The 14,406-nt window shown below is 60.1% G+C and carries 14 protein-coding genes; 2 read left to right on the forward strand and 12 right to left on the reverse strand.

Annotated elements, in window-relative coordinates; all coding sequences use genetic code 11:
• Positions 1 to 30: 30 nt before the first annotated feature.
• The 5 genes from CFter6_RS24305 to gabT form a co-directional block, all read right to left on the reverse strand.
• Positions 31 to 864 (reverse strand): ABC transporter permease, encoded by an 834-nt coding sequence (locus CFter6_RS24305; RefSeq protein WP_061542082.1) that lies wholly within the window; start codon positions 862 to 864, stop codon positions 31 to 33.
• Between the two features lie 4 nt (positions 865 to 868).
• Positions 869 to 2,158: an ABC transporter permease gene (locus tag CFter6_RS24310; protein ID WP_061542083.1), complete on the reverse strand. Its 1,290-nt coding sequence runs from the start codon at positions 2,156 to 2,158 to the stop codon at positions 869 to 871.
• Between the two features lie 83 nt (positions 2,159 to 2,241).
• A complete protein-coding gene (locus CFter6_RS24315) occupies positions 2,242 to 3,282 on the reverse strand; it encodes an ABC transporter substrate-binding protein (RefSeq protein WP_061542084.1) in 1,041 nt (346 codons plus the stop codon).
• A 49-nt stretch (positions 3,283 to 3,331) separates the two neighbouring features.
• Entirely contained in the window at positions 3,332 to 4,453 is a 1,122-nt protein-coding gene (locus CFter6_RS24320; protein WP_061542562.1) for an ABC transporter ATP-binding protein, read from the reverse strand.
• Between the two features lie 46 nt (positions 4,454 to 4,499).
• Entirely contained in the window at positions 4,500 to 5,822 is a 1,323-nt protein-coding gene (gene gabT / locus CFter6_RS24325; RefSeq protein WP_061542085.1) for a 4-aminobutyrate--2-oxoglutarate transaminase, read from the reverse strand.
• Positions 5,823 to 5,940: 118 nt separating this feature from the next.
• Between gabT and pdxR the strand changes: the two genes are divergently transcribed.
• Entirely contained in the window at positions 5,941 to 7,431 is a 1,491-nt protein-coding gene (pdxR, locus tag CFter6_RS24330; RefSeq protein ID WP_082814973.1) for a MocR-like pyridoxine biosynthesis transcription factor PdxR, read from the forward strand.
• Between the two features lie 20 nt (positions 7,432 to 7,451).
• The gene (locus tag CFter6_RS24335; protein WP_061542086.1) at positions 7,452 to 8,219 is read left to right on the forward strand and encodes a transporter substrate-binding domain-containing protein; all 768 of its coding nucleotides are present in this window, start codon (positions 7,452 to 7,454) and stop codon (positions 8,217 to 8,219) included.
• Between the two features lie 21 nt (positions 8,220 to 8,240).
• Here the strand turns inward: CFter6_RS24335 and CFter6_RS24340 are convergent, their stop codons facing one another.
• The 7 genes from CFter6_RS24340 to atpG form a co-directional block, all read right to left on the reverse strand.
• Positions 8,241 to 9,056 carry an SGNH/GDSL hydrolase family protein gene (locus CFter6_RS24340; RefSeq protein ID WP_061542087.1) on the reverse strand — a complete coding sequence of 272 codons (816 nt, stop codon included), beginning with the start codon at positions 9,054 to 9,056 and terminating at the stop codon, positions 8,241 to 8,243.
• 106 nt (positions 9,057 to 9,162) lie between these two features.
• Positions 9,163 to 9,972: a polyphosphate kinase 2 family protein gene (locus CFter6_RS24345; RefSeq protein WP_061542088.1), complete on the reverse strand. Its 810-nt coding sequence runs from the start codon at positions 9,970 to 9,972 to the stop codon at positions 9,163 to 9,165.
• A gap of 45 nt (positions 9,973 to 10,017) precedes the next feature.
• The gene (locus CFter6_RS24350; RefSeq protein WP_061542089.1) at positions 10,018 to 10,458 is read right to left on the reverse strand and encodes a CoA-binding protein; all 441 of its coding nucleotides are present in this window, start codon (positions 10,456 to 10,458) and stop codon (positions 10,018 to 10,020) included.
• Between the two features lie 150 nt (positions 10,459 to 10,608).
• Positions 10,609 to 11,379 (reverse strand): basic amino acid ABC transporter substrate-binding protein, encoded by a 771-nt coding sequence (locus CFter6_RS24355; RefSeq protein WP_061542564.1) that lies wholly within the window; start codon positions 11,377 to 11,379, stop codon positions 10,609 to 10,611.
• Positions 11,380 to 11,569: 190 nt separating this feature from the next.
• Positions 11,570 to 11,995: a F0F1 ATP synthase subunit epsilon gene (locus CFter6_RS24360; RefSeq protein ID WP_041743818.1), complete on the reverse strand. Its 426-nt coding sequence runs from the start codon at positions 11,993 to 11,995 to the stop codon at positions 11,570 to 11,572.
• An 80-nt stretch (positions 11,996 to 12,075) separates the two neighbouring features.
• The gene (gene atpD, locus CFter6_RS24365; RefSeq protein ID WP_014008363.1) at positions 12,076 to 13,476 is read right to left on the reverse strand and encodes a F0F1 ATP synthase subunit beta; all 1,401 of its coding nucleotides are present in this window, start codon (positions 13,474 to 13,476) and stop codon (positions 12,076 to 12,078) included.
• Positions 13,477 to 13,526: 50 nt separating this feature from the next.
• Positions 13,527 to 14,399, reverse strand: coding sequence for a F0F1 ATP synthase subunit gamma (gene atpG, locus CFter6_RS24370; protein ID WP_014008364.1), 873 nt, complete (start codon positions 14,397 to 14,399; stop codon positions 13,527 to 13,529).
• Between the last annotated feature and the right edge of the window lie 7 nt (positions 14,400 to 14,406).

The following is a 14,406-nucleotide window of genomic DNA, read 5'->3' on the forward strand; positions in this document are numbered from 1 at the left end:
GCGTGCTGAAAAGCAGTGCCCTGCAAGAAGCTAGAATTTGGCGAGCGCCTTGTTGCGTCCGCGTATCCATTCCAGCACCAGCAGCAGGCAGGTGGAAAACACGATCAGGATGGTGGCCAGCGCGGCGATGGTCGGGCTGATGTTTTCCTTGATGCCGGTGAACATCTGGCGCGGCAAGGTGGCTTGGCCGGGGCCGGCTACAAACAAGGTTACCACTACATCGTCGAACGAGGTGGCGAAGGCGAATAGGGCGCCGGAAATCAGGCCCGGTGCAATCACCGGTAGGGTAATCCGGAAAAAAGTAGAGAGCGGATTGGCGCCCAGGCTGAGGCTGGCGCGCACCAGGTTCTGGTTGAAGCCTTGCAGCGTCGCCAGCACCGTGGTCACCACGAACGGCGCGCCGAGCGCGGCATGCGCCAGGATCAGGCCAGTGTAGCTGTCGGACAGGCCGATCTGTGCGAAGAACAGATAAACGCCGACGCCGACCACCACCACCGGCACCACCATCGGCGAAATCAGCACCGCCATCAGCAAACCCTTGCCGCGGAAGTCCGCCTTGTTCAAGCCGACCGCCGCCAGCGTGCCGAGTATGGTCGCCAGCACGGTAGCTAATGGCGCGACGATGAAACTGTTCTTGGCGGCGCTGACCCACTCGTCCGACTGCACCAGGTTCTGATACCAGCGCATGGAAAAGCCGTGGATCGGATACACCAGGAAAGTGCTGTCGCTGAACGACAGCGGAATGATCACCAGGATCGGCAACAGCAGGAACAGCAGCACCAGCAGGTTGAAGCCACGCGAAAAAAAGAACCAGACGCGTTCGGTCAGTGAAACATAAGGGGGAAATTGCGGAAGCAGTTTCATTTTCTTATCCCATCGCCACGTCGTTTTTGGTGAAGCGGCGGTACACGCCGTACAGCACCAGCGTCGCGGCAAACAGCAGGGCGCCCAGCGCGCAAGCCATGCCCCAGTTGATCGTGACATTGGTGAAATAGGCGATGTAATAACTCACCATCTGCTCATTCGGGCCGCCCAGCAGCGCCGGCGTAATGTAGTAGCCGACCGACAGGATGAACACCAGCAAGGCGCCGGCGCCGATGCCCGGATAGGTCTGCGGCACATACACGCGCCAGAACGCGGCGAACGGATGGCTGCCGAGCGATACCGCGGCCCGCATGTAGGTCGGCGGAATCGCCTTCATCACGCTGTACAGCGGCAGGATCATGAACGGCAGCAGGATGTGCGTCATCGCAATATAGACACCGATGCGGTTGAACAGCAGCTCCAGCGGCGCCTGCGTCAGGCCGCCGGCCATCAGCGCCTTGTTGACCAGCCCTTCCGACTGCAGCAGCACGATCCAGGCCGCCACCCGCACCAGGATCGAAGTCCAGAACGGGATCAGCACCAGGATCATGAACAGGTTGGCGCGCCGCTCCGACATGGTCGACAGCCAGTACGCCAGCGGATAACCGAGCGCCAGGCAAGCCAGGGTGGCGACCAGCCCCATCCAGAATGTGCGGCCGAAAATCTTCTGGTACACCGATGCGCTGGGATCGGCTTTTTCGATATGGCCGAACGCGTCCTGCTTCAGGTCCAGCGCCGCCAGCAGGTAGTACGGCGAATACGCCGCACCGTTCTTGGCAATCGCCTGCCAGTAAGGCAGCTGGGCCCATTGTTCATCGATATCGATCAGCGCCTGCTTGATTTGCGCAGGCGGCAGCGGCTTGCCGTCGGCATCCAGCAGTGGCAAGGCGCGCGCGGTTTTCATGATGATCGAACGGGCGCCGGAAATTTCCGAATTGAGGCGGCGCGCCAGCGAGCCGGCGGCGCTGTTTTCCTTGGCTTGCAGCAGGTCGCCGGCCAGTCCGGCATAAGCGGCATCCGGCGGCGCGCTCTTGCGGTCCCAGTTGCTCAATGCAGCTACGGTGTGCGGCAATGTCGTAGCGATTTCCGGGTTCTCCACTGCGCGCTTGAGCAGCATGGCGATAGGCACCAGGAAAGTCAGCAGCAGGAAAATCGCCAGCGGCGCAATCAGCGCCAGTGCGGCGGCGCGCTTGCGAAACTGGGCCTGGCGCAGTTCGCGCTTGAGCTGCGAATTCTGCGGTGATGCGGACGGCGCCGTGGCAGGACCGATGCCGGCAGATGCAATAGAAGTCATGGTGTTCCGCGTAAACCAGATAGTGAATTGCAAAGAACCGCCGCAAGCCAGATTCTAAAAGGCTTGCGGCCATGCCCGTCTTGTTACTTGGCGGCCCAGGCAGTGAAACGCTGCTCCAGCTCTTCGCCATGGTCGGTCCAGAACGACAGGCTCAGTTGCAACGCGTCTTTGGCGTTGCTCGGCGAAGTCGGCAAATTGGCCAGCACTTTCGGATCGAGCAGCTTGAGCGCCTGGTTGTTCACCGGACCGTAGGAGATATTGCTGGCGTAAGCCTTTTGCGAATCCGGCTTGCTGGCGAAGGCGATGAATTTCTCGGCGTCGGCCTTGTTCGGCGTGCCCTTTGGAATCACCCAGAAATCAAGCGTATAGATGCTGCCGATCCAGCTCACCTTCAGGTTCTTGCCTTCCCGTTGCGCGGCGTCGATGCGGCCGTTGAACGCGGTCGACATCACGACATCGCCAGCCACCAGGAATTGCGGCGGCTGCGCGCCGGCTTCCCACCACTGGATATTCGGCTTGAGTTCGTCCAGCTTCTTGAAGGCGCGGTCGACCCCGGCCTTGGTGCCGAGCAGTTTGTACACGTCTTTCGGCGCCACGCCGTCGGCCATCAGCGCAAATTCCAGCGTATATTCAGCGCCCTTCTTCATGGCGCGCTTGCCAGGGAATTTCTTGGTGTCCCAGAAATCGGCCCAGGTCTTCGGCGCGGTCTTGAGCTTGTCGGCATCGTAGGCCAGCACGGTCGACCAGACGAAAGCGCCGACGCCGCATTCATGGATGGCGGCAGGGCTGAAATCGGCCTTGTTGCCGATCTTGCTGAAGTCGATCTTTTCCAGCAGTCCTTCTTCGCAGGCGCGGCCGATATCGCCGGCATCGACTTCGACTACATCCCAGCTGACTTTCTTGGCTTCGACCATGGCTTTGACCTTGGCCAGCTCGCCGTTGAATTCGACCACCGTGATCTTGTCGCCGCTAGCCTTGGCATAAGGATCGATATAAGCCACCTTCTGCGCCGCGCCGTTGGCGCCGCCGAAATTGACCACCGTCAGGGCTGCCGCCTGCGCCATGCCTACTGCGGCCAGCGCCAATACAATGCTGGTAAAAACAGGTTTGAATATCGACTTCATCACGTCTCCTCGGGATTTAATAACAAGTGCGAACAAGTGCGGAAAATTTTCAGATGAAAATGCGCAGGTGCTTGGGATCTATGTCCAATGCAACCTCTGTGCCTTCGTATAACCCGGCCAATGCCGGGTCGTTCAGTGAAAGCTTGACGAAACAGTCGTCCTGCTGCGGGATTGCGCAACGCACCCGTACGTGATCGCCGAAATAGATCAGGCTGCTGACGCTGACGCGCAAAGCCTGTTCCGGCGCGTCGGCCAGCGGCAGCAGGCGGATCCGTTCAGGCCTGATGCAGGCGACTACCTGCCTGCCGACCTCGGCCTGGTTGGCGTTGAGGCCGCTCAGCAGGCCGCCATGCGGCAAACGGACGGTGCCGTTGCCGCCATCGCTGGCTGCCAGTACGCCGTTAAAGCGGTTGTTGTCGCCGATGAAACCGGCGACAAACTGGTTCTCCGGATATTCGTAGAGACGGTCGACCACCGCCAGCTGCTGGATGATGCCCTGGTCGAAGACCGCGACACGATCCGACATGGTCAGCGCTTCGCTCTGGTCATGGGTAACGTAGACAAACGTCACGCCGAGCCGCTTGTGCAGGGCCTTCAGTTCGAGCTGCATGTGTTCGCGCAGCTGCTTGTCGAGCGCGCCCAGCGGCTCGTCCATCAGCACCAGCTTGGGATCGAATACCAGCGCCCGCGCCAGCGCGATGCGCTGCTGCTGGCCGCCGGACAGCTGGGCCGGATAACGGTCGCCGAACTTGCCCATCTGCACCATGTCCAGTGCCTTCGTGACCTTGTCGGTCCGTTCGCTGCCGCTGATGTTGCGCACCCGCAGCGGATAGGCGACGTTCTGCGCCACCGTCATGTGCGGGAACAGCGCGTAGTTCTGGAACACCATGCCGATGTTGCGTTTATGCGGCGGCACCTTGTTGAGCAGCTGGCCGTCCAGACGGATTTCGCCGCCGGTGGGGAACTCGAAGCCGGCCAGCATCATCAGGCAGGTGGTCTTGCCGGAACCGGAAGGCCCGAGCAAGGTCAGGAACTCGCCGCGCTGGATATCCAGGTTGAGGTTCTTGACCACCAGGTTCTCGCCGTCATAGGTTTTCTTGACGCCGGAAAACTGCACCAGGATATCCGGCGCGCCTGTCTTGTCGGCAACTTCCTTGGATACCAAAGGCAGGTGGGTGGCGATATTTTCTTGCTTCAACTCATTCTCCCGACAAGTTTCAAGCAGCGGCAACGGTGCGCATCGCGGCGCTCAGGATGGCTAGCGCCTCATCCATCAAGTTATCCTCTATCGTCAGCGGAAACAAGAAGCGGATCGCATTACTGTAGACCCCGCAGCTCAACAACAGCAAGCCGTTTTTGAGGGCCTCGGCCTGGACCTTCTTGGTGAACTCGGCATCCGGCTGGCGCGTGCCGGGCTGCAGGAACTCCACCGCCACCATCGCTCCCAGGCCACGGATGTCGGCGATCTGCGGGATCTCGGCGCGCAGGCCTTCCAGTACCTGTTTCAGCTTGGCGCCGAGCCGGTTGGCGCGCTCCACCAGTTGTTCTTCTTCGATCACATCCAGCACAGCCAGCGCAGAAGCGACTGCCAGCGGATTGCCGGCGTAGGTGCCGCCCAGGCCGCCGGGCGCCGCCGCATCCATGATCTCGGCGCGGCCGCACACAGCCGACAGCGGCATGCCGCCGGCCAGGCTCTTGGCCATCGTCATCAGGTCAGGGATCACGCCGGAATGTTCCACTGCGAACAACTTGCCGGTACGGGCGAAGCCGGTCTGCACCTCATCCACCACCAGCAGGATGCCGTGCTCGTCGCACAAGGCGCGCAGCGCCTGCATCAGGGCCGGCGGCGCGGCGTAGAAACCGCCCTCGCCTTGCACCGGTTCCAGGATGATGGCGGCCACGCGTTTCGGGTCGACGTCGGACTTGAACAGCATTTGCAAGGCAGCCAGCGAGTGTTCCACGCTGACGCCGTGCAGCTCGATCGGGAACGGCACGTGGTAGACCTCCGCCGGGAACGGCCCGAAACCGACCTTGTACGGCACCACTTTGCCGGTCAGCGCCATGCCCATCATGGTGCGGCCGTGGAAGGCGCCGCTGAATGCGATCACGGCGCTGCGGCCGGTGGCGGCGCGGGCGATCTTGACGGCGTTCTCTACCGCTTCGGCGCCGGTCGAGAAGAAGGTGGTTTTTTTGGCATGGTCGCCAGGCGTGATGGCGTTGATGCGTTCGGCCAGTTCGACATAACTGGCGTAGGGCACGATCTGGTAGGCGGTATGGGTGAATTTGCCGAGCTGTTCCTGGATCGCCGCCACCAGTTTCGGATGGCGATGGCCGGTGTTGAGGACGGCAATGCCGGCGGCAAAGTCGATGAAGCGGCGGTTTTCGACATCCCAGATTTCAGCGTTGAGCGCGTGCGAGGCGTAAAAATCGCACATGACGCCGACGCCGCGCGGGGTGGCGGCATTTTTCCGTTGATGCAGTGCGGCGTTGGTGTTTGCTGCAGAGGCAGCCGCAGCTGCATGGTATCCGTCGTTTTTCATCTTGGCTCCTGGCGCCTGTTGTCATTCAATATGCGTTTTTTGTACAAGCTTTGATGCATACTAAGGCCGAGCTGGATCTATAATATAGTGCCACTTTCAGTTTTCTAATGGAGCCACTTTGCGCATCGCCTCGCTCACCGATTTTTTGCTGATGCGCATAGAGCGCGGCGCCAAGGGCGCCGGGGTGCCGCTCAACCGGCAGATTTACCAGGCCATCCGCGAAGCCATCCTGTCGCAGCTGCTGCCGTCCGGCTGGCAACTGCCTTCCTCGCGCGACCTCGCGCGCGAACTGGCCATATCGCGCAATACCGTGACCTATGCCTATGAACAGCTGATCGCCGAGGGTTACCTGGAAACCCGCGCCGGCTCCGGCACCTTCATCGCCGACACCACGCCCGACCAGATTCCCGAAGTGCGCCTGAACACGCCGCCGCTGACCGACCCCAGCGGCCAGTCGGAACTGTCGGCCCACGGCGCGTTGCTGATCCGGCAAGCCGGCGTCAGCGATTTGCAATGGGGACCTTTCATGCCGGGCGTGCCGGACGTCACCCTGTTTCCCAACAAGATCTGGAGCCGCCTGCAAAACAAACACTGGCGCCGTTCGCGCGCCGAGCTGCTGACCTACGGCGACGCCGGCGGCTACCTGCCGCTGCGCGAAGCGGTAGCCGAATACCTGCGCATCGCGCGCTCGGTCAACTGCACTGCCAATCAGGTAATCATCACGACCGGCATCCACCAGTCGCTCGATATCGTGGTCAAACTGCTGGGCGAGCACGGCGACAGCGCCTGGGTCGAAGACCCCTGCTACTGGGGCACCCGCAGCGTGCTCAACTCGCTCGGCATCAAGCCGGTGGCGATCCCGGTCGACGCCGAAGGCATGCGCATGCGCCTGGCCAACCTGCGCCAGCCGCCGCGTTTCATCTGCGCCACGCCGTCGCACCAGTATCCGCTTGGCATGGTGATGAGCTTGTCGCGGCGGCGCATGCTGCTCGAGTATGCGGCGACGCGCAAGGTCTGGATCATCGAAGACGACTACGACAGCGAATTCCGCTACGGCAGCCGGCCGCTGGCGTCCCTGCAGGGCATGGATACCGACGACCGCGTGCTGTACATGGGGACCTTCAGCAAGACCATGTTCCCCAGCCTGCGCATCGGTTTCATGGTGGTGCCGGAAGCGCTGGCGACGGCGTTTGCGATCGGCGTCTCCGAGCTGTACCGCGGCAGCCAGGTGTTCATGCAGGCAGTCATGGCCGACTTCATGACCGAAGGCCATTTCGCCTCGCATATCCGGCGCATGCGAGTCCTGTATGCCGAACGCCTGCACTTGCTGCAAGCCGCGATCGAGCGCCATTTCGGCGACCGCATCACGCTCACCGGCGGCGAAGCCGGCCTGCACCTGGCGCTGGGCCTGCCGGAGCAATGCGATGACCTGGCCATCAGCCGCGCCGCGCGCGCAGAGGGCATCGTGGCGCGGCCGCTGTCGCGCTATTTCATGAACGCCGGCGCCAGGCACCAGGGCTTGCTGCTGGGTTATGCCTGCGTACCGAATGAACAAATAGCGCCGGCTTTCGACAAGCTGGCGGCGATCATAAAAACTCACTGGAAATGATTTTTAATCAAGGAGATTGCATGAAAAAGTTTATCGTCACGCTGGCGCTGACCGCGGCAGCCGCCTCGGCCTCGGCCCAGAGCGCGCCGTCGCGGCTGGACGAAGTCGTCAAATCCGGCAGCCTGCGGGTGTGCATGACCGGCGACTACAAGCCGTTTACGTTTTTCAAGAACGACAACAGCTTCGAAGGCATCGATGTCGACCTGGCGCGCTCGCTGGCCAAGGCGCTCGGAGTCGAAGCGCGCTTCGTCAAGACCAGCTGGACCAGCCTGACCGGCGACTTCCTGGAGAAATGCGATATCGCCATGGGCGGCGTATCGGTGACGCTGGAACGCCAAAAGAAGGTGTCGTTTTCGGCGCCGCACATGGTGGATGGCAAAGCCGCGATTGCGCGTTGCGCCGATGCCGGAAAATTCCAGTCGCTGGCGGCGATCGACCAGCCGTCCACGCGCGCCATCGTCAACCCGGGCGGCACCAACGAGCGTTTCGCCCGCGCCAACTACAAGCAGGCGCAACTGATCCTGCATCCGGACAACGTCACCATCTTCGACCAGATCGTGCAGGGCAAGGCCGATGTGATGGTGACCGACGCCAGCGAAACCCTGTGGCAGGCCAAACTGCATCCGCAGCTGTGCTCGATCCGTCCCGATCAGCCGCTGCAATTCTCGGAAAAGGCGTTCATGCTGCCGCGCGGCGATGTGCCGTTCAAGGAATTCGTCGATACCTGGATGCACCAGCTGAAGGCGACCGGCGACTATGACCGGGTGGTCAATCAATGGCTCAAGTAAACTGCTAAATAAGCTGTGAACTCAGCCTTGCTTGCTTGCCGCCTGCTGCGCGGCCAGCTTGCTCTTCTTGATCGATTTCAGGTGGGCGGCGACAGCGGTCGCCAGCTGGCGTGCCCACAGGGAGACGCCGCTGGCCGACGGATGGTAGCCGTCGGACGCCATCAGGGCGCGGTCGTTGATGTCGATCAGGATAGGCACCCGCGTCACCCGCAAGTGGCCGAGGTCGGCCGGCAGTTCGGCAATCAGCTGCTCTACCGTTTCATCCAGCGCCTTGGCTTTCAGGCCCAGCACGTAACGCAAGGGTTCCGGCAGCGCCGGGAAGGCATGGATGGGCGGAATCCCGGATATCACGATCAGGCGCGGGTCCAGGTGCGCCTGCAAGTCGCGCATCAGCTGCAGCAGCTCGGCCCGGTAGCGGCGGCAGGAGCGGAACGCGGTGGTGTCGTTGACGCCGAAGGCGATCAGCACGATATCCACTTTTTGCGAGGCTACCTGCGGCAGCATGGTCTTGACGGCATCGCTCAGCGTGGCGCCGTTTTCGCCGACCGCCTGCCAGGTCACGGTGCGCTGCAGGCGCATCGCCAGCGCCGCGGCAAACTGCCCGGTAATCGCTTCGTAATGGGTGGCGACGCCGACTCCGGCTACCGGCGACTCGCCGATAGTCAGCAGCGCCAGCGGCCGCTGCGGCGGCTCCGTGCTGCCGGCGATCTGGGCCTGGCCGATGGTCGGTCCCATCGCTTCCGGCAGGCGTGGCGTGATGCGGCGCGTGCGACGGCCTTGTATCAGCAGCCATGGCAAGAGCGGTAATGCGATCAGTTCCGGCAACCAGCGGCGCACGTCATGTCTCCTTGATTTTTGCTATCGTCACAGATCAAACTGTTTATATGATTTTGCTCAACGGCAAACAATTATAGTGGTTACTGTCCTTAAATTCACTCTATCTTCAAGCCTCTATTTTCAAGCCCTTTAGCTCCGGCTTGGCCGGCGGCGGCTTAAGTTTCAGGTCCGCCAGGGTTTCCAGCAGGATGCTGGCGATCGCCAGGTTGCGGTGGGTCTTGGAATTGGCCGGGATCACATACCAGGGCGCGTGGTCGGCATCGGTCGCCTGGATCGCCTTGCCGAACAGTGCCTGGTATTTATCCCAGCTTTTACGCTCTTCCAGGTCTTGCATGTCGAATTTCCAGTGTTTGGCCGGATCGTCGATGCGTTCCTGCAGGCGGTTGCGCTGCTCGTCTTTGGAGATATGCAACAGGCACTTGATGATAGTGGTACCGGTTTCCGCCAGCATTCTTTCGAAATCGCGGATCTGAGCGTAGCGCCGCTCGCATTCGGCGTCGTCGATCCAGTCGTGCACCCGGGTGATCAGCACGTCTTCATAATGGCTGCGGTTGAAAACCACGATCTCGCCCTGCTGCGGCACCTGCTGGTGCACCCGCCACAGGTAATCGTGGGCGCGCTCGATGGTGCTGGGCGCCTTGAAGTTGGCAATCTGGATACCCTGCGGATTGATCAGGTTGAACACCCCTTTTACGGTGCCGTCCTTGCCGCTGGTGTCGGTTCCCTGCAACACCACCAGCACCTTGTGCTGCTGGCCGGCATACAGCATTTCCTGCAGTACGGCGATTTCTGCCGCCAGCGCGGCTACCTGCTCCCGGTCCTTGATCTTGTCGCCGCTGGATAGCGGCTTCTGCTCGGCGTCGGCATCCTTGATCCTGGTCTGTTTGCCGGCGCGGAACTGCTTGCATGCTTTCATTGTTCTCTCCGATATCCCTTGCCGGGACGGTATGGCGGTTGCCGCTTACAGGATGCCGTGCAGGTTGCCCAGCGCATGCTCGATCTTGATGCAGCTGTCCATTTCCACCTGGATGCCGTTGGCGCGCGCCTTGGCGGCAGCGGCTTCGTTGACGATGCCGAGCTGCATCCAGACGCAGCGGGCGCCGATCATGATTGCCTCGCCGACGATGGGCGGGATGTCTTCGGCCTTGCGGAAACAGTCGACGATATCGATCTTCTGCTGATCCGCCGCCAACGCTTTCGCCGCATCGTACAGGTTGGCGTAGCAAAGCTCGCCAAGGATCTGGGCGCCGGCATGCATCGGATTGACCGGGATGACGCGATAACCGCGTTCCTGCATGTAGCGGGCCACGCCGTAGCTTGGGCGGTCCGGTTTGGTGGACAGACCGACAATGGCGATGATCGGATTGGCAGGGTTATGCACCGGAGCAGATGTGGTTGTCATGGGTTCGGATATCGATTTGTGAGCGTCAGGGAAATCCTCGTGCGCTTGAGAATCTTTTTATGATATTACCGCGAGAACCGGATGTTCTGCCAGCGAGCGCAAGGCGAGCTGCGAGCCCGCCCTGCCCTGGTGGCGTGACACGACACTAGGCTACTTGGCGAAGTAGCTGGCGTAGATCTTGTCGTAGCTGCCGTTGCTGTGCAATGCTTTCAGCGCATTGTTGATCTTGGCCATCAGGTCGGTATCGGCCGGCCGCACCGCGATACCGTAATATTCTTTTTCAAACTTGTCGCTTTCGATCAGCTTGAAGCCTTTGTCCTTGTTGAATTTCAGGTGGTTGGCCACCGCACCGTTGTCGCCCACGGCGGCATCCACGCCGCCGTTATCCACTTCCTTCAGCAGCAGCGGCAAGCTTTCGAAACGGACCAGCGCATTGCTGGTTTTACCAAGCATTTTCTGCATGATGGTATCGGCGCTGGTGCCTGCCGTGACGCCAACCCGGTGCGCCTGTTTCAAATCGTCCGGGCTGCCGATTTTTTTGCCAGGCGATACCAGGATGACCTGCTTGGCCTCGAAATACGGATCGGAGAAGAGCATGCTTTGCTTGCGTTCGTCGGTAATCGTCACGCCGGAGGCGATGATGTCGATGTCAGCATTGGCCAGGGTGGAGAAAATACCTTCCCACGGCGTATTCACCCAGACGATCTTGATGCCCGCCTGGTCCGCCACTGCTTGCATGATGTCGACATCGAAACCGACGATCTTGCCATTGGTGTCTACCGAGCCGAACGGGGCGAATGCGGCATTCATGCCGACCCGGTAGACTTTAGGAGTGGGAGCCGTATTGGCCGGTTTTTCGCAGGCACACAGGCCGATTGCCAGCAAAGCGACGGCAAGGAAATGCAGTAGCCGGATTTTCATTTTTGTCTCCTTCTTGATGTAGCCGTACATGCAGCGATACGCCGCTTATGCATGAGACTTGATACATCTTAGTGGAAGAACAGCAGCGGCGTCATTAAAAACCGCCATGGCAAATGATGGGGGGTAAACGGCAGGGACAACAAAAAAGCAGCCGAAGCTGCTTTTTCTGGTTGTCATCCAAATTAACGGATCAACGTCCTTTTTGACGCAATTTCGCAATCGCCGCCAATTGCGCAATCGCCGCCGACAACTCGGACTGTGCTTTTGCGTAATCAATCAGGGATTCCTTGTTGGTCAGCGCTTCTTCAGCACGGCGCTTGGCTTCGCTGGCCTTCGCTTCGTCCAGGTCGGCGCCGCGGATCGCGGTGTCAGCCAGAACGGTAACGTGGTTCGGCTGCACTTCCAGCAAACCGCCGGCGACGAACACGAACTCGTCCTGCGCCTGGCCTGCCACCTTGATCCGTACCGCGCCCGGCTTGATGCGCGTGATCAGCGGCGTGTGGCGAGGATAAATCCCCAGCTCGCCCGACTCGCCCGGCAACGCGACGAATTCGGCTTCGCCGGAGAAGATCATCTCTTCCGCGGAAACAACGTCTACGTGAATAGTGTTTGCCATCTTAAACCCTTTGTTGTCCATGAAGTCACTAACCGGGAGCATCGGAGCCGCTCAGCTGCGGCAGCTCCGGCGCTCGCCGCCTAGCCGATCTTCTTGGCCTTTTCGATTGCTTCTTCGATCGTGCCGACCATGTAGAACGCTTGTTCCGGCAGGTGATCGAGTTCGCCGCTGGCGATCATCTTGAAGCCCTTGATCGTGTCCTTCAGCGAAACGTATTTACCTGGCGAACCGGTAAACACTTCAGCAACGTGGAAAGGCTGCGACAGGAAACGCTGCATCTTACGTGCACGCGCCACCAGCAGCTTGTCTTCCGGAGCCAGTTCGTCCATACCCAGAATCGCGATAATGTCGCGCAATTCCTTGTAGCGCTGCAAGATACCTTGCACGGCACGGGCAGTTTCGTAGTGCTCCTGGCCGACCACTTGCGGATCCAGCTGGCGCGAAGTCGAATCGAGTGGATCAACCGCAGGGTAGATACCCAGCGAGGCGATATCACGCGACAGCACGACGGTGGAATCCAAGTGAGCAAACGTGGTTGCAGGCGACGGGTCGGTCAAGTCATCCGCAGGAACGTAGACGGCCTGGATCGATGTGATCGAACCAGTCTTGGTCGAAGTAATACGCTCTTGCAGCTGGCCCATTTCCGAAGCCAGCGTAGGCTGGTAACCCACGGCGGAAGGCATACGGCCCAGCAGCGCCGAAACTTCGGTACCGGCCAGTGTGTAACGGTAGATGTTATCGACGAAGAACAGCACGTCTTTACCTTCGTCACGGAAGCCTTCAGCGATCGTCAGGCCGGTCAGCGCAACGCGCAGACGGTTACCTGGCGGTTCATTCATCTGGCCGTAAACCATCGCCACTTTGGATTTTTCCGGATTTTCCAGATCGACCACTTTAGCGTCAGCCATTTCGTGATAGAAGTCGTTACCTTCACGAGTACGCTCACCGACACCGGCAAACACCGACAAGCCGCTGTGCGCCTTGGCGATGTTGTTGATCAGTTCCATCATGTTCACGGTCTTGCCCACACCCGCGCCGCCGAACAGGCCGACTTTACCGCCCTTGGCGAACGGGCAAACCAGGTCGATAACCTTGATGCCGGTTTCCAGCAGTTCCTGCGATGGCGACAGTTCGTCGTACGCAGGAGCCTTGCGGTGGATAGAGGCAGTGGTTTCGTGGCTTACCGGACCGCATTCGTCGATCGGGTTGCCCAGCACGTCCATGATGCGGCCCAGTGTTGCTTTACCGGTCGGCACCATGATTGGCTGGCCTGTGTTCTTGATTGTCATGCCGCGGCGCAAACCGTCGGATGTACCCAGCGCAATGGTACGGACTACGCCGTCGCCCAGCTGTTGTTGTACTTCCAGCGTCAGTTCCGAGCCATCCATCTTCAAGGCGTCGTAAATCTTAGGCATCGCGTCACGTGGGAATTCAACGTCCACCACAGCGCCGATACACTGAACGATTTTGCCATCAGCCATTTTCGTTCCTTCAATATATAAAAATAAGTTTCTGTTAAGCGCGTAGCGCGCTAGACGGCAGCCGCACCGGCAACGATTTCCGAGAGTTCCTTGGTAATCGCAGCCTGGCGAGTCTTGTTGTATACCAGTTTCAATTCGCCGATCACGTTACCCGCGTTGTCGCTGGCCGACTTCATCGCCACCATGCGCGCCGATTGCTCGGACGCCATGTTTTCTGCGACAGCCTGGTAAATCAGCGCTTCCACGTAACGCACCAGCAATTCATCGATGACGCTTTGCACATCCGGCTCGTAAATGTAGTCCCAGGAATGCGAACCTTCTTTATCGGCCTCAAGACGATCGCTCGACAGCGGCAGCAACTGCTGCAGCATCGGCTCTTGCTTCATCGTGTTGATGAACTTGGTGTACACCAGATAAACCGCGTCCAGGCGACCTTCCTGGTAAGCGTCGAGCAGTACCTTGACTGGCCCGATCAGCTTGTCCAGATGCGGCGTATCGCCCAGTTGCACGGCATGCGCAACGACCTTGGCGCCGATCCGGTTGAGGAAACCCAGACCCTTGTTGCCGATCGCTACTGCCTGAACCTTGTTGCCTTGTCCTTCCAGCTCACGCAGTTTCGCGGTCAGCAAACGCAAGGAGTTGGTGTTCATGCCGCCGCACAGACCTTTGTCGGTCGTGACAACGATGAAACCAACGTTCTTGGAGTTGTCCTGCTTCACCATGAACGGGTGCGTGTACTCTGGATTGGCTTGCGACAAGTTAGAAGCGATATTACGAATCTTGTCACTGTAGGGACGTGCCGCACGCATCCGGTCCTGCGCCTTGCGCATTTTGGATGCGGCGACCATTTCCATCGCCTTGGTGATCTTCTTCGTATTTTCTACGCTCTTGATCTTGCTGCGTATCTCTTTACCTGTAGCCATTCCGTGC

The organism is Collimonas fungivorans (assembly GCF_001584145.1).
Lineage (GTDB): Bacteria > Pseudomonadota > Gammaproteobacteria > Burkholderiales > Burkholderiaceae_D > Collimonas > Collimonas fungivorans.

Coding starts and splice junctions, on each gene's coding strand:
- CFter6_RS24305 (WP_061542082.1), bottom strand. CDS start 864: ATGAAACTGCTTCCGCAATTTCCCCCTTATGTTTCACTGACCGAACGC.
- CFter6_RS24310 (WP_061542083.1), bottom strand. CDS start 2,158: ATGACTTCTATTGCATCTGCCGGCATCGGTCCTGCCACGGCGCCGTCC.
- CFter6_RS24315 (WP_061542084.1), bottom strand. CDS start 3,282: ATGAAGTCGATATTCAAACCTGTTTTTACCAGCATTGTATTGGCGCTG.
- gabT (WP_061542085.1), bottom strand. CDS start 5,822: ATGAAAAACGACGGATACCATGCAGCTGCGGCTGCCTCTGCAGCAAAC.
- CFter6_RS24335 (WP_061542086.1), top strand. CDS start 7,452: ATGAAAAAGTTTATCGTCACGCTGGCGCTGACCGCGGCAGCCGCCTCG.
- CFter6_RS24345 (WP_061542088.1), bottom strand. CDS start 9,972: ATGAAAGCATGCAAGCAGTTCCGCGCCGGCAAACAGACCAGGATCAAG.
- CFter6_RS24350 (WP_061542089.1), bottom strand. CDS start 10,458: ATGACAACCACATCTGCTCCGGTGCATAACCCTGCCAATCCGATCATC.
- CFter6_RS24355 (WP_061542564.1), bottom strand. CDS start 11,379: ATGAAAATCCGGCTACTGCATTTCCTTGCCGTCGCTTTGCTGGCAATC.
- CFter6_RS24360 (WP_041743818.1), bottom strand. CDS start 11,995: ATGGCAAACACTATTCACGTAGACGTTGTTTCCGCGGAAGAGATGATC.
- atpD (WP_014008363.1), bottom strand. CDS start 13,476: ATGGCTGATGGCAAAATCGTTCAGTGTATCGGCGCTGTGGTGGACGTT.
- atpG (WP_014008364.1), bottom strand. CDS start 14,399: ATGGCTACAGGTAAAGAGATACGCAGCAAGATCAAGAGCGTAGAAAAT.